The following is a 24,438-nucleotide window of genomic DNA, read 5'->3' on the forward strand; positions in this document are numbered from 1 at the left end:
GAGCGGTAGTTCAGTTGGTTAGAATACCGGCCTGTCACGCCGGGGGTCGCGGGTTCGAGTCCCGTCCGCTCCGCCAACTTAAGATGAAAGCCCTAGCAGCAATGCTAGGGCTTTTTTCGTTTGCTGAGTCATAAAATTTAAGCTCGAGTTTAATTTTTTGAGTGTTTACCTACCACATATCTATTTTAACCATATTTTCTCATATCATTTTCTATTCAATCAATCTCTAGAAGTACCTAAACTTCGCCCGCAATTTGCGTAATGCAGTTTTATGACTGATTAAATTTAATGTAAATCAGGCAAGAATTATTATAAAAACGTGTTTAAAAACATTAGCTTTGGGTTATGTTTTTACCTTTGTATAAGCAACTATTTCTTTACTTGTTCATAACTTTACCGCTAGCATAAGGGATGTTTTACTCGTTTGGATTTGCATTGTTTACCTTTCGAAATGTTTCTCTGGTTTTTATCATTCCATTTTGTATTCTGTCTATACACCTAGCAATGGTATTTGGAGGGTATTTTTACGAGTCAACGGATCTAAAGCAGCAACTTGCACAGGATGAGACTGAGCAGCTAAAGAAAGATTTATTTCGAATGCGGCATGTCGTTGAGTCTTCTATTCAAAATCAGGACTTTAATCGTATTGAGCAAGAAGTAGCCTTAACGTCTACTGATTTAAATATGATGGTCTATGTTATTTTAGATCCAAGTCGAACTATTCATTTTGCTAATCATATTATCTGGCGTGATAGTGATGCCAGTAATGTATTAGAAGGTTACTCTAATAGTATTCACCAAAGTGTTGTTCAATCTAATAAACCCTATCTTTTCGTTAATTTTGATAGGCTCTCCATTCAAGCTTATTACCCTATTACTGATACTAATCGTTTTAGCTATGCACAATCTGTTGAGCTTATTTACGTTGAGTACAATATTTCTGATCTCATATCCCATAGCTCAGATGCGCTTTTATCGAGAACGATACACGTTTGGAGTCTTGGAACATTATTGTTGTTGGCTTTTTGTTTGCTACTGTATTGGATATGGATTTATCCGTTATCTCGTTTAAGTTTGGCTGCAAAAAATATTGAGCTAGCGGATTTTCAAGAAGGTATCAGTTGTTACGCGTCTGAAGTCGTAACGCTGAGGGATTATCTGGTTCAGGTGAGCGGAAAAATTAGACGCAATCAGAAAAGATTGAATGATGCTGAACAACGTTGGCTTTTTTCTGTTGAGGCTTCACGCAATGGTATTTGGGATTGGAACCTGACAACAGGCGACGTATATGTTTCGGATCGTTGGAAAGAGATGATTGGTTATCAAGCTTATGAACTTGATAATGATTATTCAGTGTGGGAATCAAGGCTACATCGTGAAGAAAAGACGGATGTCCTGAATACTCTGCAAAAGTATATTGATGGGCATTCTAACGAGTATGAGAGCGTTCATCGTCTTCGACATAAAGATGGCAAATATATCTGGGTGTTGGACAGAGGTAAAATTGTTGAATGGTCGCCACAGGGTAAACCAATTCGTATCATTGGCACCATAACAGATGTGTCTGGCGATATTAAAAATCAACGAATTGAAATTGATAACCCCCCAGCAAGCCAAACAGCTCTCACTGATTTTATTAATCGTGAAACCTTAGCTGACACGCTTTATGATTTACAGGTTTATAGCCGTAAAGTTGGCCAGTTTTCGGCAATCTTATTAATTAACCTAGATAATTTTAAAGTGTTGAATGAAGCCTTAGGACAAGAGCTAGGTGATCGATTACTTATTAAGATTGCCGCTCGATTGTCTGGTACTTTCTCTTCCGCAGGCTTTGTTGCCCGTTTAGGTTCGGATGAATTTATTCTACTGGCAAAAAGTTTTGGTAATGATATCGATCATGCAAACAAACGTGCTTTAGCGTTGGCCAGTGAAGTTCGCCAATTAATCGGTCGTACTTTTTCAATCGCAGATCAGAATTTATCCATTTCAGCACGTGTGGGTGTAGTTGTATGTGATGGTAGTGAATCACTCGAACCGCAAACATTGTTAGCAAGAGCTGATAATGCGCTGGAGCATGCAAAAGAACCAAAATCAAATGGTTGTTTTATCTATCATCCGCAGCTTGATGATAACCAGATTCAGCCTTTTAAACTCAGCCATGAATTACATGTCGCTCTTGCACAAAATCAACTTAATTTAGTTTATCAACCTGTGGTGGATGGAGGTGGACATATTCTCAGTTTGGAAGTGCTCCCTCGCTGGTATCATCCTCAGCATGGTTTTATTGCACCTCGCAAATTTATTGAAGCTGCTGAGTTATCAGATTTTATATTTGAAATGGAATTATGGATATTAGAACAGGTTTGTCGATTATTAAAGCAATTACAAGTACAAGGGATTGTCGCACCAATAATGTCTTTAAACATATCCTCAAGACATTTTCATCAAGAGCATTTTACCAGCGTTGTGTTAAATCGCATTCATAGCAGTAAAGTTAACCCCGCAAAAATTCAATTTGAATTGAATGAAGATGTATTTTCGGTTAATACCGAGATGGTGAAGAGCAAAATTAAAGAGCTTCAAACCAAAAATATTAATGTCGCTTTAGATAACTTTGGTTCAGGTTTATGTGCTTTACATCAATTACAAGGTATTCAACTATCACAGGTCAAACTTGCAGCCTGTTATGCTGAAGAAAACGCTAGCAATAGCGCAGCACAAATTATGCTATGTGCTTTGGTAGAATTAGCGTCTCGGCTTGATTTTGATGTGATAGCTAAACAAGTTGAAACTAAGAAGCAGTTAAATAACCTGATCCATGCTAAATGCGATGGTTACCAAGGGTATATTTTTAGCCGTCCTTTGAGTGAGGCCGATTTAATACAGTTACTTAAATCTGAGCTGTCTTTGAGTGTAATTTGATAAAGTTTATCGCATAAGTCAGGGCTGCATTTCTCAAGGTGTCACCCTCAATAAATACTTCATGGTAAGCCCCTTCAATCACCACTTTATGACACAAGTTGCTTAAGGCTAGATCTTGGGTGTGATTGGTGACAATCGAGTCCTCACTTGCTTGTAAGATTAGAATTGGTGTTTGCGATTGTTTGGCGAATGTTATGCTTTGCTGTGCAGCGTTAATAGCCTCAATCAACCAGCGGTTTGTGGGAGAACCGAGCTGTATTTCTGAGTGCTTTTTGTACAAGTCACGGTAATGCTCATATCGATGCTTGCTATGAGTTAAATTGTTACTGATATAAGGGTCTGGTTGATAATCTGCACCACCTAAAACGTAATTACTTATGACTTTGCCCTCTTGTTTCGATGGGCGAGTTTTATCTAATCGATTGGCTAACCAGAGGACCATTTTTGTATTTAAGGGTAATGCAATACCGAACATGGGTGCGGACATGACAGCACTATCAAAAATATGAGGCTGACGATTAAGGTAGTGAGCGACAATGGCTCCGCCCATAGAGTGAGCCATTACTGACAATGACAGGTGCTGAGTCGGTAATACTATGTTTTCAATAAAACATGAGAAATCGTCGACATAATCTTCAAACTTATCCACGTACCCCTGATGTGGATTATCGGTTAGCCGATCAGAAAGCCCTTGCCCCCTATGGTCTAAAGCAAACACGCTATAACCTTGCTGATACAAATCGAAAATGAGCTCTTGGTACTTTAAGTATGATTCTACTCTACCATTACTAATTACTATTGCTTGTTTAGCATCAGCTTGCAACACCTGACAAAATGCGATTTTAACGCCATTGTTGGACTCAAACTCGCTTTGATGTACCTGTTGCCAAAATCGTTGTTGCTCGGGAGTGTTGAGCATCTTCTCTGAAGAAAATTTTTTATAAATCATACTGTCGTAAGTTTAATTCATGGAAGTGAAGTTGATTTCATCATACAGTATTTACCCCGCTAGAACAGCGGGGTAAATACTAAAGATTAGCTTAATTGCTTAGCAATATAGGCATCTATCATTTGTTCTAAAATAGGCATAGGTACTGAGCCATTCTCTAGGATGGCATCGTGAAACTCTCTAATATTGAATTTTTCACCTAAAGTATTTTCAGCTTTTGAACGTAAACGTTTAATGGTTAATTCACCCACTTTGTAGGATAGTGCTTGTCCAGGCCATGAAATATAACGGTCAATTTCGGTATTAACGTTATGCATAGATAACGCGGTATTGCTTGCCATAAAATCAATAGCTTGCTGGCGAGTCCATCCCTTTGCGTGCATACCCGTATCGACAACTAATCTAGCCGCTCGCCACATTTCATAGGTTAATCGACCAAAATTACTGTAGGGGTCTTGGTAGAAACCGGCTTCAAGGCCTAAGTATTCAGCATACAAGCCCCAACCCTCACCAAATGCAGAGATATAGCTATAGCGCCTAAAGTTAGGTAGCTCGATTAATTCTTTATTTAATGAAATTTGTAGGTGGTGACCCGGCACGGCTTCATGCAATGTCAACGCTTCCATCTCATATAAAGGACGTTTATCTAGCGCATATGTGTTAACCCAATAATAGCCTGGTTGATCGTCTCGGTTGGAACCTGAATACCTACCCGTAGTGTATTTAGGAGCAATTTCGGCTGGCACCGGCGCAATACCATATGGTGTTCTTGGGAGTTTGCCAAAATACTTAGGCAGCATAGCATCGGCCTTTTTAGCGATGTAAGCCGCTTCTTTGAGTAGCTCTTCTGCGGTTTTAGGATAAAACTGCGGGTCGGTACGAAGAAAATGTAAAAACTCTGCAAAGGTGCCTTTAAAGCCTACATCAGCAATGACTTGTTCCATTTCGAGTTTAATTCTAGCGACTTCTTTTAAACCGAGTTGATGGACTTCCTCAGCGCTCATCGGCAAGGTGGTGTAATACTCTACTCTGTTTTGATAGAAATCAGGCCCATCGGGTAATGCTGAAGCTGCAATTTGTTGTCTAGCATTTGGGATGTAATCTTGGGTCATAAAATCGTAAAACGCTGTATACAAGGGCAATACAGTCTCTTCGACTAACAACTTACCTTGTGCTGTCAGTTGTTGTTTTTGTGATTCGGTAAAGTGGGCTGGATATTCAGTAAAAGGTTTAAAGTAGCCACTTTGTTCTGTGGGTACAATAAAGGCGCTAATACTGTCTTCAAAGCCCGTAAGAGTCACTTTTGCTGGAGTGATGCCGCTGGCTAAGCCTTGTTGTAACCAAAAAGTTTGCTGGGCAAAGTAAGTCGGTAGGGCTGATAGTTGTGCAATATAGTGTTGGTAATCAGCTTCATTATTAAATGAAGCCTTGGCTATGCTTGCGATATACGCATGAAAACCACTCTCAGCCGAAATAGGAGTGTAGTGATCTTTATATCGATACATATCAACTTGGTTTTGCAATTGGTCTTGCAAAATTTTGGCATTGATAACATCGTCTTTACTTAACTGAGAGCGGTCTAACAGCTTCAATGAATCGAGTAATTGCTGTGTTTTTATATTTTGTTCAGCCAGTGTTTCGGGAGATAAGTCTGTCAGCTTACCTGCGGCGCTGTTATCTCCAAGGCTTGCCGCTAGTTCTGGTGAGTAAGCCAGTGTTAGCGCCCAACTTTTATCGATAATGGTTTGTAAATCTTGGTCGATGACTTGAGCTGCTTGCGGTTTTGTGGACATGGTCTCTATCGGGGTTGAAGATGCTTTGCCTTTATTGTGAGAGTATTTATAGGCTTCACCCACAGTGGTATTTAGGCTGCAAGCGGTTAAACTGAGGGCGATTAATGAAGGTAAAATAAGCAAACGCATAGTCATTCCTTGTCTCAATATTGTGTTGTGGTCAGTATGCCTGATTTTAGTCTTGAAAACATCGCATCAACGGCATGGGTATATGTAAGCATTTATTGCTCCTATACTGTGCGCTTAATCGTCAGCAGTTGGGTAAAATCATGTTAAACTTAGTTTAATCATACCTGACCAAGTTAATAACAAAATGTGGCAGGATGAGACTATAGGGGTTATATATGATCAATAAATCTATTCCATTGGTTGATTTACATCGCCATTTGGATGGCAATGTTCGCGTTCAAACAATTTGGGAGTTAGGTTTGCAACATGGTATTGCATTACCTGCCGATTCCTTAGAAACCTTGGCGCCTTTTGTACAAATTCAAGGTAAAGAAAATAGCTTAGTTGCTTTTTTAAAGAAACTTGATTGGATGGTAGCTGTTTTAGCTGATTTGGATGCAGTTAAACGTGTCGCATATGAAAACGTGGTTGATGCTAAAGTATCGGGCTTAGATTATGCCGAATTACGTTTTAGTCCATATTACATGGCGATGAACCATAACCTACCGATTGAAGCTGTTGTTGAAGCTGTGATTGATGGTGTGGTTGCTGGCACGAAAGAGCATGATATTAAAATCAACTTAATTGGTATTATGTCGCGCTCATTTGGTCAGGAGAAATGCCGTTTAGAGCTTGAAGGCTTGTTGGCCCATAAAGATAAAATTGTGGCGATTGATTTAGCCGGTGATGAATTAGGATTTCCTGGCGATTTATTCACAGAACACTTCAAACGTGTTCGTGATGCTGGCCTACAGATCACTGCCCATGCAGGAGAAGCTGCAGGTCCTGAAAGCATGTGGCAAGCGATTGAAACATTAGGTGCAACACGTATTGGCCATGGTGTTAATGCTATTCGTGATCCTAAGTTGATGGAATATTTAGCTAAGCATCGTATTGGTATTGAGTCTTGCCCAACCAGTAACCTGCATACCTCGACTATCGCCGATTATGATTCTCATCCCTTTATGCAGTTCTTTAATTCGGGCGTATTAATCGGTTTAAATACCGATGACCCCGGAGTCAGTAACATTGATATCAATCATGAATATCGTGTTGCAAAATCTGAAATGGGTTTGACGGATGATCAATTGTCACAAGTTCAACGCAATGGTGTTGAAATGGCATTTTTGTCTGATAGTGAACGTAAAGCGTTATATGCCTCGAAAGCTTAATGCTTTTTATGGCAATAAAAAAAGCCAGCTTAAGCTGGCTTTTTTATTGCGCGTAGATTAAATCACGCGAGAGAATTGTTGCTGGCGTGCTTTTTGGCGATAATATACATCGAAGCACATACAAATGTTGCGAATTAACAAATGACCCGTTGGACTGACGGTTAAGCGGCGATCGGTAATATCGACTAGCTTATCGTCTAAGAAGGTTTGCAGTAGCTTTAGGTCTTCTGCAAAATATTCTTCAAACACAATATCAAATTTCTGTTCAATTTTGGCCATGTCGAGGTCAAAGTGACAGATAATTTGTTTGATCACCACACGACGAATTTCGTCATCACGATTTAAACTACAACCTTTCCATAAAGCATGACCTTGTTGATCAATTGCTTCATAGTAAGGGCGAATATCTTTTTGATTCTGAGCATAACAATCGCCTATTTGGCTGATTGAAGATACGCCTAACCCAAGCAAGTCACACTCTTCTTGTGTGGTGTAGCCCTGGAAGTTACGGTGTAATTTACCCGCATTTTGTAGTTTGGCGAGTTCATCATCAGGTTTAGCAAAATGATCCATACCAATAAATTGATAACCTGCACCGGTTAAGGATTCAATCGTTTGGTGCAACATATCAAGCTTTTGCTGTGGCGAAGGCATGTCGGCATCTTTAATTTTACGCTGCGCGGCAAAACGAGAGGGCAAGTGCGCGTAATTAAAAACGGATAAGCGGTCTGGAGATAACTCAATAATGCGAGCGATAGTTTGTGCAAACGTTTCAGGGGTTTGTAAAGGTAACCCGTAAATTAAGTCAACGTTAGTCGACACAAAACCAAGCGCTTTTGCTCTGGCGATAAAGTCGAAAATAAACTGTTCGTCCTGTTCACGGTTAACCGCAACTTGAACATCTTTATTGAAATCTTGCACACCAATAGAAACACGATTAAACCCTGCTTCTTTTAGGGTATCAAGCATGCTTAGCTCAATTTCACGTGGATCCACTTCAATTGAATATTCACCTTCTTCAGCAAAGGTAAAGTGTTCTTTAATCAATGCAGTGAGATGCAAAATTTGCTCAGGCTTTAAGAAGGTTGGTGTGCCTCCGCCCCAGTGCATTTGTGTCACGGTATAATGCTTGAATAACGGTGCGCGCTTGATAATTTCAGCGGCTAAATATTCAATATATTGATCTGCTTTATGAGAATGGCGGGTAATGACTTTATTGCAACCACAGTAATAACAAAGCTTTGCACAAAATGGGATATGTACATATAAAGACAATCGGTCGCTTTTGCTGCCTTCGATGGCAGATAACAAATTTTGCTCGGTAAAGCTGTCATCAAATTCTAATGCTGTCGGATAAGACGTATAACGTGGGCCGCTATAGTTATATTTTTCGATCATTGACTGATCCCAACCAATTTGTGTGGGCTGCTCCAAGACGTGTACTCCGATGGTAAATTAGCAATAGACGAATTATGCAGACTAATGCATCAAATAACCTTGATCTAGGTTGTAAATTTGATATTTGAACGTGACCCGCATAGCAATAATGAGTTTTCTTGCGGTTATTTGCTTGATTCTATTTCAAAGTGCTGCCGCCCAAGGTTACGGCCTTTGCCATCGAAGCGTGTTTCATAGAAATCAATTCGGCCGAATGTGTCTTTTAAAATAATCGTGGTTGAGCGTGTACCGTATTGAGGGTGCTGGATGAAAATTGATGATAAATGCCGCTCCCATTCTAATTCCACTCCAGTATTTGGCAGTAAACTATCTTCAGGTTGGCTGGTGTCGCTCATAAGTTGTTGTAATTCATCTACATTGATTGTGTCGGTTTGGGTTATATAAGATTGTAATGCTTGTTGACCGCTGGCCATCTTTGGCCATACATCGTCCATATCGCCATTACATACGGCATGAAAACCAGGGGTTAAGGTTTTAGTTTCTGTGCTGCGACTGTTGAAGCAATGCAGTATGTTGTCATGCTCAAAAATTAGATTGAAGGGATTGTAATTAGCGTGGTGGGTTTGTAGCCATTGTGAGGTGACCGTTGGCAAGGCGGGATTGGCTAATATGCTGCTTAAAGCATTGATCACTAACTCCCCCCGTGAGCGGACACCATCTTGGGTTTCTTGAGTGCGTAAGTTGGTAATTCCTGCAAATTGACCCGCCCGATTTACCCCAAGCCAAGTTCCGCCAGCTTGTAAATCTTTGCCAGCGAGTATTTGGTTTTCTGGTGGCCAAAAGTGTGCAGGCTGAGTCGCTCTATGATGAAATTCATCACGGTTGGCACAAATGATTAATGGATAGCGCGGATGGCTTTCAATCGCAAAAAATAAAATGCACATAAACGAGTCCTATCATTTTGTTAAACCAAGGGTAATGGCTAATCATTAATGATGGTGGTGCGAATGTCCATGGCTTTGTTTGTGATCATGATGATGTTCGGGTTTGAGATTGGTGACCATACGGCTTAGAAACTTCCTTGGCCCCAAACGCAATAAACTGGCACCAAACAGTAAACTGATTATTGCTAAACCTAAAATATTAATCGATTCAGGCAATACCAAAACATAATCAGAAGTCAGTGGTATTAAATCTGCCACGATAAAGGCGCTGACTAATACCCCACCCAGCATTAAACCTTGCTTCCATGTCATTAACTTTAACTGGGCGATATTAATCACCGGAGCGGCTAATAAACTAAAGGCTACGGCAACTTGGTTCCAGCCACTGTAAAAGAGGGCTAAGGCTAAAATGGCCGCCCCTAAATTACAAAAACGCATAGGAATAAATACCAGCAACAGTATTAATACCTGTAATGCAGGATTTTCTAAAGGCACTGAAGGATGGCCAATTAAGTTTGCCAAAATTAAACTTAAGATGATCCAAGGGGCGCTACGATCAACTAAATGGGCAAAACCAAAGCGCCAGGCTGACTCAGGTAATTGCAAATGAGGGTCTGTTAATGAAGTCTTATTCCAAGTCAGTAAGCCAGCGATAACCGCCAAGCCGATAATTTGATACAAGGCAAACCATGGGCCTAACAAGGCTAAAGTAATGATTAGTGCCTCAGGACCTGCAAGGCGTTGTAACCATCGTAACCCTAAATTTTGATGTTGAGGCTGTAAGCCTAATTTGAATCTTAAAGTGGCGAATAAATAACTTAATAATAATACGGGTGAAATAGTTAGCAGCCAGCTGACAAACTGTTCTACCCCATGGGAATGTTCATGATGCTCATGGGCCTGACTACCCGTATCCATCAATAACAAAATGGCCAGTAAGCCTAAACCTAATAAACTGCCAATACCCGCTTGATATTGGTACTTCCCCTGTTTGTCAGTGGTGTGCTCACCATGGGGTTGATGCAATACCACATGTAATATCGAACCTGTGACAAATGCTTGTAAATAGACAGTGTTCTCAATGCTAAGTTGATGCAGCAGTTGCTCACCGGCAAAATACCCGACGGCCGTTAACCCCATCATGGCCACTAAGACAATACCTGCCCAGCGCGCGCCAACCTGTGGTTTAAGCAACCACCAAATAGCCAGGCCAACGGGTAATCGGTGTAAAATCACCCCTAATGCGAGTAAAGGAGAGTTTCCCTGTTGTTGTGATAGCACCATGGCACCACCATCTGTGATGGTGTGTAACAGTAAACCAATAATGCCTAAACTGAGGGTAATATTGTGGGTGATCTCTGAATAGCGATGAAAGATACGCTCACTCGCGGTAGGCCCCCAAAGGCCTAATATGACAAACAGCAGAGTCACAAATCCACCGTGTTCGAGTAGTTCAGGTAAAATATGGATGAGCACTAGCCCGCCTAAAGAGACGAATATAAAACCATCTAATCCTTTTTGCAGGCCACTGCCCGAAGAGAAGTAACGGTAAAATAAAGGACCAAATAATAAGGCAATACAGCTAGCGGCTAAATAGAGCATGGATTCCAAGCATAAATCGACAAAAAACGCTGCAGTATAGCATTTTTGTGCTCCCTTGTAGCTAGCGAGAAAACATAAGATGTGTAAATTTGGCTGGCTTTTATTATCCAAAGGGGCAAATCAGTCATCTTTGTGCTTAATCAGGTGAGAAAAACTAATTCATCTTGTAAGAAATAATACTGTGTCGCCTATCAACCATAAGACCCAGATTAGGTATACAATATGAGTTATTGTTATTGCTAAATAGATAGATTGTAATTTATGGATATTTTTTCTGCTGCTGTGATGTTGTTTTTAATTATGGACCCTCTGGGTAATCTACCCATTTTTGCGTCTATTTTACGTCACATAGATCCTAAAAAACGTCGTCGAGTGCTTATTCGTGAGCTACTGTTTGCCCTAGCCATTATGTTGCTGTTTTTATATGCAGGCGAAGCAATACTTAACTTTTTAAATCTGCGGTCTGAATCTGTCAGTATTGCGGGTGGGATTATCCTATTTCTTATTGCGATAAAAATGATTTTTCCACAGCCTGGTGGTGTCGTCGGGCTAGCTGCAGGAGAAGAGCCTTTTATCGTGCCTATGGCTATTCCATTAATGGCTGGCCCTTCAATTTTAGCAGCTTTGATTTTATTGGCTCATACCGATAGCAGTCGCATGACTGATTGGACGATTGCACTGGTATCTGCTTGGGGGTTGAGCGCCATTATTCTGATGTTTTATAAGGTGTTCACCCGTTTATTAGGAGAAAAAGGCTTAACCGCGGTAGAGCGTTTAATGGGCATGGTTTTGGTGATGATATCTGTACAAATGTTTTTAGATGGCATTTCAAATTACATGAATTCGGTTGCGCAATAACGACAACTAACAGTATCAAAACGTTGTTCAAAGGCAGCCTATCAGGTTGCTTTGTGCCATTTTGTAGGTGCAGCAACAGTGTGGTTTAACACCAGTATTGAGTATATGCATGGTTATTTGGTGACGGTCCCACTAACTTAGTGTAATGGGGATGCCGCAATAAGTGACACCTACCATGCTTCAGGTGACGATGAGGAGCCGAAGGCCGACAATACATTGTTGTTACAGCACACCGTTAGGGTAGTGATTTTACCTACGGCGGTATTTGCCCATATCAATGCCGCCTTAATCTAGGCGGTATTTTTTTATGGTTTCAGCGGCGATAGGTAAAAATATTTCGCTAACAATTAGCTCGGAAGAACCTATATGAAAATAACGACGTCTCCCCCAAAGTGTGTCATCGACAGGTTGAGATAAGCTGGTGGCAAGTTGCGCTAAACGACCGCAGGTTTCAAAAGCGGCGACTTCAATTTTACCCGGTTCAATATCAGGGCTGGTAAACAATAATTCGCCTAACGGCCTGTTACCCAAATGAATAAAGTCGTGAAGCGTATTGTCTAATAGCGCCTGAGGAATTAATGTTCTTGCGAAAACCCATGGAATATCATCTAAACTCAGTAGTACTTCACGAACCCAAACAGGCTCTGTTTGTGAAGGAAGTTCGCCCTTTAATGGCGACAATAAGTGCTCACCTAATACTGTTACGCTGAAGTTTGTACAATGTTTTTTTAGCTTTTCAGTCAAACTGCCGTTAGCTAATAGCCAGCTTTTTAGCGGAGTGTGGGGGAGTGTGGCGGCTTTTTCTGGAGAGAACCATTGAATTGATTCACCGTAAGGAAAGCTATTACTGGTCACATTCATCAAAAACTCGTTACAATATACCTAGACCGCATGAGTTTACCATGCTCAACAAGGTTAAATACATAAAAGCGACTATCTGCTTATCAATGAATTCAGGAGAGCATCACACTATGAGAAAATTTGCTTCAGCATGCCTTTTACTGCTGTTCGTGACATTTAATGCCCAAAGTGCTGATGAGGGAGCGGAAGAATATGGTTATTACGGCTTTGAACCTGAAATTGTCACTAACTATATTTCAAATCGTAAAAAGTTAGGCTTTGTGCGAATTAGTGTTGAGCTTATGGTTAAAAATCCGAATGATCTTGTTAGCATCGAACGTCATGACCCACTATTACGTGCCGCAATTGTCGAAATTTTAGGAAACCAAGCCGAAGATAAAATTAAATCATTATCTGGCCGTGAAGAAGTGCGTCGTGAATGCTACGAGATGGTTAATCGTCTTCTAGAAAAAGAGACTGGCCGAGCAATGGTCGTGAATTTACTGTTTACCAAATACCTTTACGATTAATGTCTACAAAATCAGCAAAGCAGGGCTCAAAATGTCCTGCTCCATCAATGGCAAATAAAGCCCAAGTCATCAAGTCGCTTCATCCACGTAATGTGCATAATCATGGCTATGATTTTGAACAGTTAATGCATGTATTGCCCAAATTGTCCCAATTTGTCCGTCCAAATCCCTATGGGAATTTGTCGATTGATTTTGCCTGTGCCGAGGCGGTTAAAACCCTCAATGCTGCATTGCTTAAACTGGACTATCAAATTGAAGGCTGGGACATTCCTCAAGGTTTTTTGTGTCCGCCCATTCCTGGGCGAGTGGATTACCTGCATTACATTGCAGATTTGTTAGCAGTGAAAGGAAAAGTGCCTAAAGGCGCGCGAATTCAAGCATTAGATATAGGCACTGGGGCTAACGGTATTTATCCATTGCTGGGTATTCAATGTTATGGATGGCAATTTATCGCATCGGATATTGACCCACAATCCATTGCTAACGTAGCGACAATTTGCACCAGTAACCCTCAAATTGCCGCAAAGCTTAAATTAGTTCAACAAGTTGATACCAATGCAATATTTACGGGTGTTATTGGCAAGAATGACCGAGTGGATGTCACCATGTGTAACCCACCATTTCATCAGTCTTTAGCTGATGCTATCGCCGGAAATCAAAGAAAACAGACCAATTTAGCGCGAAATCGAGCAAAAAAACATGTTCAACCCCAGCAAACTGGCGCTAATTCGACACTCAACTTCGGTGGTCAAAAAGCCGAGTTGTGGTGTGAAGGTGGTGAAAGGCAGTTCTTAACCAATATGATTAATGAGAGTCGTATTTTTAAGCATCAGGTACTTTGGTTTACTTCGCTGGTATCTAAATCTGAAAATCTTAAACCTTGCTATAATTTGTTGGCCCATTGCGGTGCGGATACGGTTAAAACGATTGAAATGCAGCAAGGTAGCAAGCAAACACGTATTTTAGCGTGGAGTTTTTTAAGCCCCACACTCAGAGAACAATGGACAAAATGTCGACCTTAACCCCCCTGTTTTAATTCAACCCTTTTTTGATAGCGCCACTATTTTTGTTTGGCATCATAGCTGATATTTTCAACACCATTGTAAACCAAAAAGTGGCGTCCTTTGGCGCGGGCGATAAGGGTAATTCCTAATTGTTGTGCCAATTCTAAACCCATTTGTGTGACCCCACTGCGAGATAATAGAACCGGAATACCCATTTTTGCCACCTTGATAATCATCTCAGAGGTCAGTCGTCCTGTGGTATAAAAGATTTTATCGCCACCTGTTTGTTGCTCCATCCACATATCGCCAGCTAAGGTATCGACCGCATTATGGCGGCCAACATCTTCTACAAACGCCAGAATTTGATCATCAACACAAATACCACAACCATGCACAGCACCGGCATTTTTGTAAGTGTCGTTATACGCACTGATGTTTTTTAATAAGCTATAAATAACCGATTGTTTTAATTGTGGTGTTGGTAAATGAATTTCATCTAATCCTTGTAAAAAACTGCCGTAAACCGTGCCTTGTCCACACCCCGAGGTAACCGTTTTTTCCGACAGTTTTTCCGTTAAGTCATCGATGTTTTCTTTGGTAATTACCGCGGCAGAATTAACCTCCCAATCAACAATGACCGACTCGAGTAAATGAATGTCGCTGATAAATCCCTGATTTTTTAAATAACCTAATGTAAGTGACTCAGGTTTTGCCCCCAATGTCATTAACGTCACAATGGGTTGCCAGTTTAAATAGACTGTAAGTGGGCGCTCGCAGGCAACAAATTTATCTAATGCTTCACCTTCTTCGTTATAGGCTACTACTGGTAATGTAAGCGGCACTTCCGTTTGGGTTTTAACAAATTTCACCGTTGGTTTTTGAGTCATAAGCAAGATTTACCTTTGGAGTTTTGGGCTGACATTACCGCTATAAAATCATAATGACACGCCAAATACGAACAGCTGCAATGAACTTCTTTAGGCTCAAGAATATCAATTTTTACCTTACCGACATGCAGATGTTTGGTATTGCGTGATCTAGCGCATGTTTTGTTTATCGTCGCTATTCAAACGTGTACTTATGTCCTACTGTTACATCAGCTTTGGACAAATTGTCCCTATGTGTTGAGGCTTTTGCGATCCACCTCAAACTTATCCCTATAAAACATGTTGGCATTATTATTGCTCTACCAAGGGTAACTGTAGGGTATTTACAATTCGATACGCATGTTAGATCAAGTATTGAGTGGTTAAGTGGAATGAAGGTGAAGTACCGCATGCAACATACCGAAAGCGTTTGGCCAATGTATGTCTCGTTAAAACAAGTGACAAAACAAGTAGGCCGCTGGACAACTACAAAGTGGGAAATGGACCAAATGGTTCCCGCTACCGAGCCTATGCCAGAAGGTGCAAGGTTAATTCTATTAGAGCTGCATCGTGATCAACGTGGCAGCTACCGTATCAACCTCGATATGGATAATGCCATGCTGTATATCGTGTGTGATGAATTATCTGATGGTACTTGGGTGCCCGCGATGATCTCAGCAGATCAAAATGTGGGTGCAGGTTGTTTAGAGTCTGATACGCCAGTGTTCAACGTGCTAATGCCCAAAGCGATTGCTTGCTGGATTGAAGCTTTCATAACACGCCATGGTGAAGTTGAGATCAGTGCTCACCGTCGTAAGCATGTTAATCGCCGCACGAATGATGGCCCAAGTGCGAATCGCTCAGGAAAAATGCAATGAGTGGATTATTAAGCCGTTGGAATCAGCGCCGTGAAAATGTTGCCAAAGAAGCCGAGCAACAGGATGCTGAACAACATGAATCTAGTTTAATTAGCCAGACTGAATCGGATGATACCGCTGCATTAATAAGCCAAACTGCAGATGTGGATAGCAAGGTGCAGCAAGATGAGCAAGCTGCAACAGATACGGTGCTGCAGGCGGATGACTTGCCTGATCCAGACTCGATAGAAGTCGGTGGTAGTTTTGCTAGCTTTATGGCTAAAAATGTTGACCCAGCAGCAAAAGCTGCAGCGTTACGCGCGCTGTGGAAACAGCCGCAATACGGGCATATTGATGGGTTACTAGAATATGCGCTTGATTATACTAATCAACCCAAGCTGTCTGCTGAAGTATCAGCCGAGTTAGCAAAAAAAGTATTTAAACACGTTATAGAGAAAGAAGAAGCGCCAGAGGATGAAACACAGGAAACCAATCAGTCTGATGAACTGAATGATTCCAGTGACCATGCCCCAGAAACCGATAGTGTTAGCGCAGAAACTCAAGAGTTAAGCAGTACAGATTTGGAAAATGTCGATGCTAACCAAGCATTAGCCTCAATGGAAGCGCAGCCTGATGAGCTGCAATCCCATTCTTTTACTGGTGATGCGGTAAAAGCGAGCTGATTGTTGGTCGCTAATGATTAGCGGATAGCAATGAATCAATATCGCAAGATATTGCGAGTGGGCAATTAGCTCACTTAATAATAAAAAATTTAGGAACGCAATGAGTATGAGACAATCTCAGTCTGAGCTTAAAATCGCTCGGCAACAAGTGATGGCGAGGACCCAAATTCTGCAGAATTTGATCCCGCCAACTGTCAGTTATACCACTCAAGGTCATGTGTTAATTATTGGGCCTGAAGATTTAGCGCGTTTGGCCGCAGATAGCCTGTCAACGATGGCAAGTCGAGTCGTTTTAGCTAACGAGTCTATTACTAGCCAAGATGAAGCACATCTTGAAAAGGTGATGAACGCTGCAGAAGGTGTAGACAGTTTTTACAATAAACTAAAAAGTATTAAAGGCTTTTTAGGTCAATTTCAGGTCAGTGTTGAGTCCGATGCTGGGGGCGTGGCTGAGCTAAGCGTTGTTGCGATCCGTCAAGCTCACTTCGACATCATTCTCGATTTAAGTTCAACGCCTTGCATTAACCTTGAAATGCTGCCTGCAGGTTATTTCTATGTGGGTCAAGATGCTAACAAATTAGCCGATGCCATTGAGCAAATACCTGATTTAGTCGGAGAGTTTGATAAGCCCAGATATGTCAAAGTAAACAGTGACATTTGTGCCCACCATCGAAATGGTATTAATGGCTGTAATCGCTGTTTGAACTTCTGTCCGGCGGATGCAATCAGCAGTATTGAACAGAAAATCGAAATAGACCCTTATCTTTGCCATGGTGCTGGCAGTTGTACCAATTTATGTCCAACGGGGGCTATCAGCTATGATTTACCTACGCCAAAATCTTTGCACTCCTATCTTGAAAAATTAATCAGTCGTTACCGTGCTGAAGCACAGGTCGCGCCAGTCATATTATTTCATGACAATATTCTCGGCAGTGAGCTGATTACAGATACGTTATCGGGTGATGTGCTGCCAGTCGCAATGGAAGAGATTACCGTAGCCAGTATTGATCATTGGTTAGCCGCATTGGCCCATGGTGCAAGGGAGGTGTTAGTCCTTAACACCGACGCGACCGCGCCGACATTGACGCAAATGCTTCAAGGTGAATTAACCTTAGCTAATCGTATTCTTGATGAAATGGGTCAGCCGCAACGCTTACGCCTTATTTCGGCATCAGACCTTGCTACGCTTGAACAACCTTTAGCCATCAGTACAACTTGGCCTGTTATTGTGCCAATGACAGTGATAACAGATGCTGGAGCCAGTAATGCCAAGCGAGACATCTTGTACCAAGCCATTGACCATTTAAATAGTCAGGCTGGTGCAATTCAAACTCAACTTGCTTTGCCAAATGTGCCTTATGGTCAGGTGAAGTTAAATGTTGATAAATGCACCCTGTGTATGTCGTGTGTCTCAACCTGTCCGACTCAAGCCTTAAAAGATGGTGGCGAATCGCCAGCATTACGCTTTGTTGAGCAAGATTGTGTGCAATGTGGTTTATGTGAAAGTTCATGCCCTGAAAGCGTGATTAGCTTAGTGCCACAAATTAACTTTGACCAACAAAGTCGCCAAGGGGTTACCACCTTAAAAGAAGAAGCCCCATTTGAATGTATTCGCTGTGGTAGTGCATTTGCGACACAATCAATGGTGCATAAAATGGTTGAAATGGTCGGTGCGCACAGTGCATTTAGTGCCAACATTGAAAGATTAAAAATGTGCGGTGATTGCCGCGTAAAAGATATGTTTGAAGACATTCTTCAAGATCCAGAAAAGCAATTGCGATAAGAGATCCGCTATGACCCAAATAGAAAGAGAAATCAGCGAAAACGATCAACTAAGAGCCGATATTTATCAGCTATTAGCCGCATTGCTACGTCGTCATCCAAGCGAAGAATTATTACAATTTTTAGCGAATTTAGATGTAGAAGCCGATGAAGGCAATGCAATGAATCAAGCATGGATTGCTTTAAAAACAGCAGCAAAAACCAGTGATGTGACTACACTTGAAGACGAGTATTTCAGTATTTTCCTAGGTGTAGGCAGTGGTGAAATTATCCCTTATGGTAGTTGGTTTATGACTGGCTCATTAATGGATAAACCGCTAGCACTGTTACGTAATGACCTAATGCAAATGGGGTTTGAGCGTGAAGAAAATGTCAAAGAGCCTGAAGATCATGTTGCAGCATTATGTGAAGTTATGGGGATTTTGATTTTAGAAGCCCCAGGTTATCGCCAGCTGGCATTTTATCAACGTCACATTGGCTCTTGGATTAATCGTTTTTGTGAAGCATTGGCGAAAACACCCAGTGCCAAGTTTTATCTGCCCGTAGCGCAATTAGCCAAAGCGTTTTTTGAGGCAGAAGTAAATGAATTTGACCAACTGAGTTTGAATATACCGGTTAACTGCCCAGGCAGTGAAGAACTTGAACCGGTAACAGACGAGGTCGTGCAAGTAAACTAATGGTTTATGGCATCACGCCAGTATTAAGCCATTCATGCCCTAAGTGATTAGGGCGATTTAAACAAGGAGAAACTATGAAGAAGCAAGCTTCCGACATGGGACGCCGTCAAATGCTAAAAGCATTAGCATTAGGCAGCGCCGCAGGCGCGGTTGCCAGTGTGAGTGCCCCTGCATTAGCAGCCTCACCAAAAGCAACTCAAGCGTCTGAAAGTAACAACTATCGTGAAACAGAGCATATTCGTAACTACTATGCTTCGTTAAGCAAATAACTTATAGGAGAGGGTGAAATGCGATTAACCCGTAAATCTGACACGGTCGCAAAAGCTGAAAAGCCAGGCCTAGGTCTTAACAGACGTCAGTTCCTCAAGTCAGCCAGTTTGGCGACAGGTGGAATTGCAGCAGCGTCAATGTTAGGTGCAGGTATGATGCGTAAAGCTGAAGCCAAAGATGTACCACATAACGCGCCAACAGAAATTAAACGTACCATTTGTTCTCACTGTTCAGTGGGCTGTGGTATTTATGCTGAAGTTCAAAATGGGGTGTGGACAGGTCAAGAACCTGCATTCGACCATCCATTTAACCAAGGTGGTCACTGTGCTAAAGGTGCTGCATTACGTGAGCATGGCCATGGTGAAAAACGTCTAAAGTATCCAATGAAGCTGGAAGGCGGAAAGTGGAAACGTTTATCTTGGGAACAGGCTATCGAAGAAGTCGGCAGCAAAGCATTACAAATCCGTGAAGAGTCAGGTCCTGATTCTGTGTATTTCATGGGTAGTGCGAAATTCTCGAACGAGCAAGCTTATTTATACCGCAAATTTGCAGCGATGTGGGGCACTAACAACGTCGACCATTCTGCACGTATTTGTCACTCTACCACGGTAGCCGGTGTTGCAAACACTTGGGGTTACGGTGCGCAAACTAACTCGTTCAATGATATCCGCAACTCAAAATGCATGATGTTTATCGGCTCTAACCCATGTGAAGCGCATCCTGTTGCGATGCAGCACATATTAATTGGTAAAGAGCGCGGCGCAAAAATCATTGTTGTTGATCCACGTTTTACCCGTACCGCGGCTAAATCAGATGAATATGTCCATATTCGTCCAGGTACTGACATTCCATTTATTTATGGTTTGTTATGGCACATCTTCGAAAACGGCTGGGAAGATGAAAGCTTCATCTCGCAACGTGTATACGGCATGGAACGTATCAAAGAAGAAGTGAAGAAGTACCCTCCTGAAGAAGTTGAGCATGTTGTGGGTGTGCCAAAAGCACAAATGTACCGCGTCGCTAAAATGATGGCTGAAACTAAGCCTGGCACCATAGTATGGTGTATGGGTGGTACTCAGCATCACGTGGGTAACGCGAATACTCGTGCATATTGTATTCTTCAATTAGCCCTTGGCAACATGGGTGTTGAAGGTGGCGGAACAAACATTTTCCGTGGTCACGATAACGTACAGGGCGCAACTGACTTTGGTTTGTTATTCGATAACTTACCAGGCTACTACGGCTTAACCTCTGGCGCTTGGGATCACTGGGCAAATGTATGGGACCTAGAACCAAGCTGGATTAAACAACGTTTTGATCAAACGGCTTACTTAGGCCAAGATCCACAAACATCAGCGGGTATTCCATGTTCACGTTGGCACGATGGCGTGTTAGAAGACAAAACCAAAATTGCGCAAAAAGACAATATTCGTCTTGCGTTTTTCTGGGGACAGTCAGTAAACACTGAAACCCGTGGTCGTGAAGTGCGTGAAGCATTGAACAAAATGGACACAGTAGTGGTTGTCGATCCATTCCCAACTATGGCGGGTGTCATGCACCAACGTCAAGATGGTGTTTATCTATTACCTGCAGCGACTCAGTTTGAAACTTATGGTTCTGTGTCAGCGTCAAACCGTTCATTACAGTGGCGTGACCAAGTTATTGAACCACTATTTGAGTCATTACCTGATCACGTGATCATGTATAAACTGGCGAAAAAATGGGGCATTGCTGAGCAATTGTGTAAGCATATTGCTGTTAATAACGATGAGCCAAATGTTGAAGACGTCACCCGTGAATTCAACAAAGGTATGTGGACCATTGGTTACACAGGCCAAAGCCCAGAACGTTTGAAAATGCACCAACAAAACTGGGGCACCTTCGATGTGGATTCACTTGAAGCACCAGGCGGTCCAGCTAAAGGTGAAACCTATGGTTTACCTTGGCCTTGTTGGGGTACACCAGAGATGAAGCATCCTGGTACGCAAATTCTGTATCGCACAGGTCGTGAAGTCAAAGACGGTGGTGGTAACTTCCGTGCACGTTACGGTGTTGAGCATAACGGCAATAATATTCTTGCTGAAGGTTCATTCTCTAAAGGTGCTGAAATTCAAGATGGTTACCCAGAGTTTACTGCCGACATGCTAAAACAGCTTGGCTGGTGGGATGATTTAACCGCTGAAGAGAAGAAACACGCTGAAGGTAAAAACTGGAAAACTGACATTTCTGGTGGTATTCAGCGTGTGGCAATCAAACATGGTTGTATCCCATACGGTAACGCGAAAGCGCGTTGTATTGTGTGGAACTTCCCTGATGATATCCCACTACATCGTGAGCCGTTATATACGCCTCGTCGTGATTTGGTTTCTAAATACCCAACTTATGATGACCGTATGGTTGCGCGTCTTCCGACTCTTTACAAAACCATTCAAGACAAAGACTTTGCTAAGGATTATCCATTAGCACTGACATCTGGTCGTTTGGTTGAAATGGAAGGCGGCGGTGAAGAAACACGTTCGAACCCATGGCTTGCTGAATTACAGCAAGAAATGTTTATCGAAATCAGTCCTGCTGATGCAGCTGATCGCGGTATTCGCGATGGTGATACTGTATTTGTACATGGCCCTGAAGGTGCGAAGATCACTGTAAAAGCAATGGTGACGCCTCGTGTTATCGCTGGTGAATGTTTCATGCCTTACCACTTCGCTGGTGTGTTTGAAGGTGAAAGCCTTGAGAAAAACTATCCAGAAGGGACAGTCCCGTATGTGATTGGTGAGTCAGCTAACACAGTGCTGACTTATGGGTATGATGTTGTGACTCAGATGCAAGAGACAAAAGCCTCTTTGTGTCAGATCAGCAAAGCCTAACTTGATGAGGAGATAAGCCATTATGGCAGTCATGAAATTTTTGTGTGACACCAAACGCTGCATCGAGTGTAACGGTTGCGTCACAGCATGTAAGAACGAAAACGACTCTGCTTTAGAGTGGGGTATTCAACGTCGCCGCGTGGTGACAATTAACGATGGTCAACCAGGTGAAGCGTCTATTTCAGTGGCATGTATGCACTGTACCGATGCACCTTGTATGGCTGTTTGTCCGGCAGATTGTTTCTACCGTACAGAAGATGGCATTGTGCTACATGACAAAGATACTTGTATCGGTTGTGGCTATTGCTTCTACGCTTGTCCATTCGGTGCGCCGCAGTTCCCTAAAAAGACTGCATTCGGTAGCCGCGGTAAAATGGATAAATGTACTTTCTGTGCGGGTGGCCCAGAAGAAAACCATTCAGATGCTGAGCGTCAAAAGTACGGTGCAAACCGTATTGCTGAAGGCAAGCTACCAATGTGTGCTGAGCTATGTGCAACAAAAGCACTGCTTGCGGGTGATGCTGGTGTGGTATCTGACATTTATCGTCAGCGTATGGCACAGCGTGGTAATCCAAATGTTATTTGGGGTTACAACCCAAAAACAGGCGAGATGATCTAAACCCAAAGTATGGGCTGCGTTTTTTGCAGCCCAATGAGGAGTGACAATGTTAAACACATCGTTAAACAAATCACTGCGGATGATGTTTGCTTTGTTAGCGCTGATAATGTCTATCGGTTTAGTTATGCCGACGGCACATGCAGCGGATGAACAATCGAGTAAACAACAAACAGCTACTACCAGCGATGCAGATCTCTGGCGAGCAGTGAAGGCGGGTGAGTCAGGTTACAGTACTGATAAAGCACTTGAAGCCAATGTGTTAATTAATAAAGCCGGTAATCAAGGTAAAGAAATACGTAATACGTATTTAAAACCTGCCATCGTTGTCGCAATATTTGGCATATTTGGTGCGTTTTTATTCTTTTATCTTGTTAACGGTCCAGCAAAACTTGCCCATGGCTTTTCGGGTAAAATGATGGAACGTTGGACCAAGGCTGACATTAAGTTGCATTGGATTATGGCCATTACGTGTTTCATATTAATGTTTACCGGCGTATTTATTATGCTTGGACGACATTTTATTGAACCCTACGTTAGCGAAGGTTTATGGGCAGGTATTATTGCTGCCAGTAAATTCAGCCATGATTGGGCAGGACCGGTTTTCATCGTGTCTTGGTTAATTTGTATGATCAAGTGGATGCCATTACAAACCTTTAAGATGTATGACTTAAAATGGTTTTTAGTGGTGGGTGGCTATATCAACTTTGGCCCGTTTAAAGGCAAGCATCCCGATAGTGGTTTTGCCAATGCGGGTGAGAAAATGTGGTTTTGGACCTTAGCGATATTTGGTCTATTTATCAGTATTTCTGGGTTGATTTTAGTTTTACCACTGCTTGACTTACCGCGTGAAGCCTCAATCGCGACATTGTTGGTTCATGGTATTTGTGCTGCTATTTTAATCGGTTTTACCATTGTGCATATTTGGATGGCAACGGTACTGAGTGAAGGCGGTATGGAGTCGATGATTTCCGGCTATTGTGATGAAAACTGGGCTATTCAACATCACAACTTATGGTATGACGAGTTGAAAGCAAACAACGCGATTAAATATCAAGATTGATTGAATTGAATGCTTGATTGATAAACACCTCAAAGGCAACTTTGGGGTGTTTTTTTATCCAACAACTCAACGGAAGGGAAACAGTTTCACAACCACTGCTTTTCAGTTATTTAACATCCTAAGTCACTGAAAAATAATTTGATTACTCATTTATGATTTCAGACATTAAGATTGTGATCTAATAAGCATTTTAGGTTTTTTTACAAATAAAAAAGCGTTAAACCCCCATTGTGATCAACAAATCGACTTGCATTTATCTCTACTATCTCCCCCGACATTAAACGATACGTTAAAACGTTCGTAAGCCAGTGTTTCAACTATAAACGAGCACTGATTCGACTTTATCTTGAAAGCAATGCCTTTCAATTGGAGATGATATGAGTAAACAACAACCAGATCTCAATCGCAGATCTTTGTTGAAAGCCTTAACCCTAGGTGGGACTGCAGGCGTGGCTATTGCAGCGACCGGTATTAAGGTTGCCCATGCAACAGAAACCAAAACAACTACATCCAACACCCAAGGTTATCAAGAAACCGCGCATGTTCGCAGTTACTACGATAGCTTACGCGGTTAGTT

21 protein-coding genes are annotated in these 24,438 nt (G+C 41.9%); 14 read left to right on the forward strand and 7 right to left on the reverse strand.

The window, feature by feature from the left end; translation table 11 throughout:
• The first annotated feature begins 411 nt into the window (after window positions 1–411).
• Window positions 412–2,922, forward strand: coding sequence for a bifunctional diguanylate cyclase/phosphodiesterase (locus tag ORI98_RS15000; RefSeq protein WP_306135773.1), 2,511 nt, complete (start codon window positions 412–414; stop codon window positions 2,920–2,922).
• On the opposite strand, the gene ORI98_RS15005 is transcribed toward ORI98_RS15000, so the two are convergent.
• Window positions 2,891–3,871: an alpha/beta fold hydrolase gene (locus tag ORI98_RS15005; protein WP_306135774.1), complete on the reverse strand. Its 981-nt coding sequence runs from the start codon at window positions 3,869–3,871 to the stop codon at window positions 2,891–2,893. The two genes, ORI98_RS15000 and ORI98_RS15005, sit on opposite strands and share 32 nt — an antisense overlap.
• Window positions 3,872–3,957: 86 nt before the next feature.
• Window positions 3,958–5,793: a DUF885 family protein gene (locus ORI98_RS15010; RefSeq protein WP_306135775.1), complete on the reverse strand. Its 1,836-nt coding sequence runs from the start codon at window positions 5,791–5,793 to the stop codon at window positions 3,958–3,960.
• Window positions 5,794–6,008: 215 nt separating this feature from the next.
• Here ORI98_RS15010 and add point away from each other — a divergent pair, with 215 nt between their 5' ends.
• A complete protein-coding gene (gene add / locus ORI98_RS15015; protein WP_261299823.1) occupies window positions 6,009–7,004 on the forward strand; it encodes an adenosine deaminase in 996 nt (331 codons plus the stop codon).
• Window positions 7,005–7,061: 57 nt separating this feature from the next.
• Here add and hemN read toward each other — a convergent pair whose 3' ends face one another.
• The 3 genes from hemN to ORI98_RS15030 form a co-directional block, all read right to left on the reverse strand.
• A complete protein-coding gene (gene hemN, locus ORI98_RS15020) occupies window positions 7,062–8,438 on the reverse strand; it encodes an oxygen-independent coproporphyrinogen III oxidase (RefSeq protein WP_306135776.1) in 1,377 nt (458 codons plus the stop codon).
• Between the two features lie 128 nt (window positions 8,439–8,566).
• On the reverse strand, window positions 8,567–9,346 hold the full coding sequence (locus tag ORI98_RS15025) for an NRDE family protein (RefSeq protein WP_306135777.1): 780 nt from the start codon (window positions 9,344–9,346) through the stop codon (window positions 8,567–8,569).
• Window positions 9,347–9,391: 45 nt separating this feature from the next.
• Complete coding sequence (locus ORI98_RS15030) at window positions 9,392–10,948, reverse strand: metal transporter (RefSeq protein ID WP_261299828.1); 1,557 nt, start codon at window positions 10,946–10,948, stop codon at window positions 9,392–9,394.
• Between the two features lie 261 nt (window positions 10,949–11,209).
• On the opposite strand from ORI98_RS15030, the gene ORI98_RS15035 reads away from it, so the two are divergent.
• Window positions 11,210–11,806 carry a YhgN family NAAT transporter gene (locus tag ORI98_RS15035; RefSeq protein ID WP_306135778.1) on the forward strand — a complete coding sequence of 199 codons (597 nt, stop codon included), beginning with the start codon at window positions 11,210–11,212 and terminating at the stop codon, window positions 11,804–11,806.
• A 285-nt stretch (window positions 11,807–12,091) separates the two neighbouring features.
• On the opposite strand, the gene ORI98_RS15040 is transcribed toward ORI98_RS15035, so the two are convergent.
• Window positions 12,092–12,667 (reverse strand): chorismate lyase, encoded by a 576-nt coding sequence (locus ORI98_RS15040; protein WP_306135779.1) that lies wholly within the window; start codon window positions 12,665–12,667, stop codon window positions 12,092–12,094.
• A 110-nt stretch (window positions 12,668–12,777) separates the two neighbouring features.
• Here ORI98_RS15040 and ORI98_RS15045 point away from each other — a divergent pair, with 110 nt between their 5' ends.
• Together ORI98_RS15045 and rlmF are read left to right on the forward strand one after the other, a co-directional pair.
• Entirely contained in the window at window positions 12,778–13,176 is a 399-nt protein-coding gene (locus tag ORI98_RS15045) for a flagellar basal body-associated protein FliL (protein ID WP_261299818.1), read from the forward strand.
• Window positions 13,176–14,198 carry a 23S rRNA (adenine(1618)-N(6))-methyltransferase RlmF gene (gene rlmF, locus ORI98_RS15050; protein WP_371931176.1) on the forward strand — a complete coding sequence of 341 codons (1,023 nt, stop codon included), beginning with the start codon at window positions 13,176–13,178 and terminating at the stop codon, window positions 14,196–14,198. The genes ORI98_RS15045 and rlmF overlap by 1 nt, the downstream gene beginning before the upstream one ends.
• Before the next feature lie 38 nt (window positions 14,199–14,236).
• On the opposite strand, the gene ORI98_RS15055 is transcribed toward rlmF, so the two are convergent.
• The gene (locus ORI98_RS15055) at window positions 14,237–15,067 is read right to left on the reverse strand and encodes a formate dehydrogenase accessory sulfurtransferase FdhD (RefSeq protein WP_261299817.1); all 831 of its coding nucleotides are present in this window, start codon (window positions 15,065–15,067) and stop codon (window positions 14,237–14,239) included.
• A 389-nt stretch (window positions 15,068–15,456) separates the two neighbouring features.
• Here ORI98_RS15055 and ORI98_RS15060 point away from each other — a divergent pair, with 389 nt between their 5' ends.
• The 9 genes from ORI98_RS15060 (at window position 15,457) to ORI98_RS15100 (ending at window position 24,436) form a co-directional block, all read left to right on the forward strand.
• Window positions 15,457–15,924: a DUF3305 domain-containing protein gene (locus ORI98_RS15060; protein WP_261299816.1), complete on the forward strand. Its 468-nt coding sequence runs from the start codon at window positions 15,457–15,459 to the stop codon at window positions 15,922–15,924.
• Complete coding sequence (locus ORI98_RS15065; RefSeq protein ID WP_261299815.1) at window positions 15,921–16,586, forward strand: DUF3306 domain-containing protein; 666 nt, start codon at window positions 15,921–15,923, stop codon at window positions 16,584–16,586. The genes ORI98_RS15060 and ORI98_RS15065 overlap by 4 nt, the downstream gene beginning before the upstream one ends.
• Window positions 16,587–16,686: 100 nt before the next feature.
• Window positions 16,687–18,369 carry a 4Fe-4S binding protein gene (locus ORI98_RS15070; RefSeq protein WP_306135780.1) on the forward strand — a complete coding sequence of 561 codons (1,683 nt, stop codon included), beginning with the start codon at window positions 16,687–16,689 and terminating at the stop codon, window positions 18,367–18,369.
• A gap of 10 nt (window positions 18,370–18,379) precedes the next feature.
• Window positions 18,380–19,045 carry a molecular chaperone gene (locus ORI98_RS15075; RefSeq protein ID WP_306135781.1) on the forward strand — a complete coding sequence of 222 codons (666 nt, stop codon included), beginning with the start codon at window positions 18,380–18,382 and terminating at the stop codon, window positions 19,043–19,045.
• Between the two features lie 74 nt (window positions 19,046–19,119).
• Window positions 19,120–19,314: a formate dehydrogenase gene (locus ORI98_RS15080; protein WP_188843360.1), complete on the forward strand. Its 195-nt coding sequence runs from the start codon at window positions 19,120–19,122 to the stop codon at window positions 19,312–19,314.
• 18 nt (window positions 19,315–19,332) lie between these two features.
• Complete coding sequence (locus tag ORI98_RS15085) at window positions 19,333–22,182, forward strand: formate dehydrogenase subunit alpha (protein ID WP_306135782.1); 2,850 nt, start codon at window positions 19,333–19,335, stop codon at window positions 22,180–22,182.
• A 22-nt stretch (window positions 22,183–22,204) separates the two neighbouring features.
• A complete protein-coding gene (fdh3B, locus tag ORI98_RS15090; RefSeq protein ID WP_261299810.1) occupies window positions 22,205–22,801 on the forward strand; it encodes a formate dehydrogenase FDH3 subunit beta in 597 nt (198 codons plus the stop codon).
• Window positions 22,802–22,847: 46 nt separating this feature from the next.
• The gene (locus tag ORI98_RS15095; RefSeq protein WP_261299809.1) at window positions 22,848–23,861 is read left to right on the forward strand and encodes a formate dehydrogenase subunit gamma; all 1,014 of its coding nucleotides are present in this window, start codon (window positions 22,848–22,850) and stop codon (window positions 23,859–23,861) included.
• 377 nt (window positions 23,862–24,238) lie between these two features.
• Window positions 24,239–24,436 (forward strand): twin-arginine translocation signal domain-containing protein, encoded by a 198-nt coding sequence (locus tag ORI98_RS15100; RefSeq protein ID WP_306135783.1) that lies wholly within the window; start codon window positions 24,239–24,241, stop codon window positions 24,434–24,436.
• Window positions 24,437–24,438: the final 2 nt, after the last annotated feature.

It is taken from the genome of Shewanella sp. ULN5, assembly GCF_030731885.1.
Classification (GTDB): Bacteria; Pseudomonadota; Gammaproteobacteria; order Enterobacterales; family Shewanellaceae; genus Shewanella; species Shewanella holmiensis.

Excerpts from the sequence above, each read along its gene's own strand:
- ORI98_RS15075 (WP_306135781.1), top strand. The coding sequence starts at position 18,380 with ATGACCCAAATAGAAAGAGAAATCAGCGAAAACGATCAACTAAGAGCC.
- ORI98_RS15040 (WP_306135779.1), bottom strand. The coding sequence starts at position 12,667 with ATGAATGTGACCAGTAATAGCTTTCCTTACGGTGAATCAATTCAATGG.
- ORI98_RS15095 (WP_261299809.1), top strand. The coding sequence starts at position 22,848 with ATGTTAAACACATCGTTAAACAAATCACTGCGGATGATGTTTGCTTTG.
- ORI98_RS15085 (WP_306135782.1), top strand. The coding sequence starts at position 19,333 with ATGCGATTAACCCGTAAATCTGACACGGTCGCAAAAGCTGAAAAGCCA.
- ORI98_RS15055 (WP_261299817.1), bottom strand. The coding sequence starts at position 15,067 with ATGACTCAAAAACCAACGGTGAAATTTGTTAAAACCCAAACGGAAGTG.
- ORI98_RS15025 (WP_306135777.1), bottom strand. The coding sequence starts at position 9,346 with ATGTGCATTTTATTTTTTGCGATTGAAAGCCATCCGCGCTATCCATTA.
- ORI98_RS15000 (WP_306135773.1), top strand. The coding sequence starts at position 412 with ATGTTTTACTCGTTTGGATTTGCATTGTTTACCTTTCGAAATGTTTCT.
- ORI98_RS15065 (WP_261299815.1), top strand. The coding sequence starts at position 15,921 with ATGAGTGGATTATTAAGCCGTTGGAATCAGCGCCGTGAAAATGTTGCC.
- rlmF (WP_371931176.1), top strand. The coding sequence starts at position 13,176 with ATGTCTACAAAATCAGCAAAGCAGGGCTCAAAATGTCCTGCTCCATCA.
- ORI98_RS15080 (WP_188843360.1), top strand. The coding sequence starts at position 19,120 with ATGAAGAAGCAAGCTTCCGACATGGGACGCCGTCAAATGCTAAAAGCA.
- ORI98_RS15010 (WP_306135775.1), bottom strand. The coding sequence starts at position 5,793 with ATGCGTTTGCTTATTTTACCTTCATTAATCGCCCTCAGTTTAACCGCT.
- ORI98_RS15100 (WP_306135783.1), top strand. The coding sequence starts at position 24,239 with ATGAGTAAACAACAACCAGATCTCAATCGCAGATCTTTGTTGAAAGCC.
- ORI98_RS15030 (WP_261299828.1), bottom strand. The coding sequence starts at position 10,948 with ATGCTCTATTTAGCCGCTAGCTGTATTGCCTTATTATTTGGTCCTTTA.
- ORI98_RS15035 (WP_306135778.1), top strand. The coding sequence starts at position 11,210 with ATGGATATTTTTTCTGCTGCTGTGATGTTGTTTTTAATTATGGACCCT.
- ORI98_RS15070 (WP_306135780.1), top strand. The coding sequence starts at position 16,687 with ATGAGTATGAGACAATCTCAGTCTGAGCTTAAAATCGCTCGGCAACAA.
- fdh3B (WP_261299810.1), top strand. The coding sequence starts at position 22,205 with ATGGCAGTCATGAAATTTTTGTGTGACACCAAACGCTGCATCGAGTGT.
- ORI98_RS15045 (WP_261299818.1), top strand. The coding sequence starts at position 12,778 with ATGAGAAAATTTGCTTCAGCATGCCTTTTACTGCTGTTCGTGACATTT.
- add (WP_261299823.1), top strand. The coding sequence starts at position 6,009 with ATGATCAATAAATCTATTCCATTGGTTGATTTACATCGCCATTTGGAT.
- ORI98_RS15005 (WP_306135774.1), bottom strand. The coding sequence starts at position 3,871 with ATGATTTATAAAAAATTTTCTTCAGAGAAGATGCTCAACACTCCCGAG.
- ORI98_RS15060 (WP_261299816.1), top strand. The coding sequence starts at position 15,457 with ATGCAACATACCGAAAGCGTTTGGCCAATGTATGTCTCGTTAAAACAA.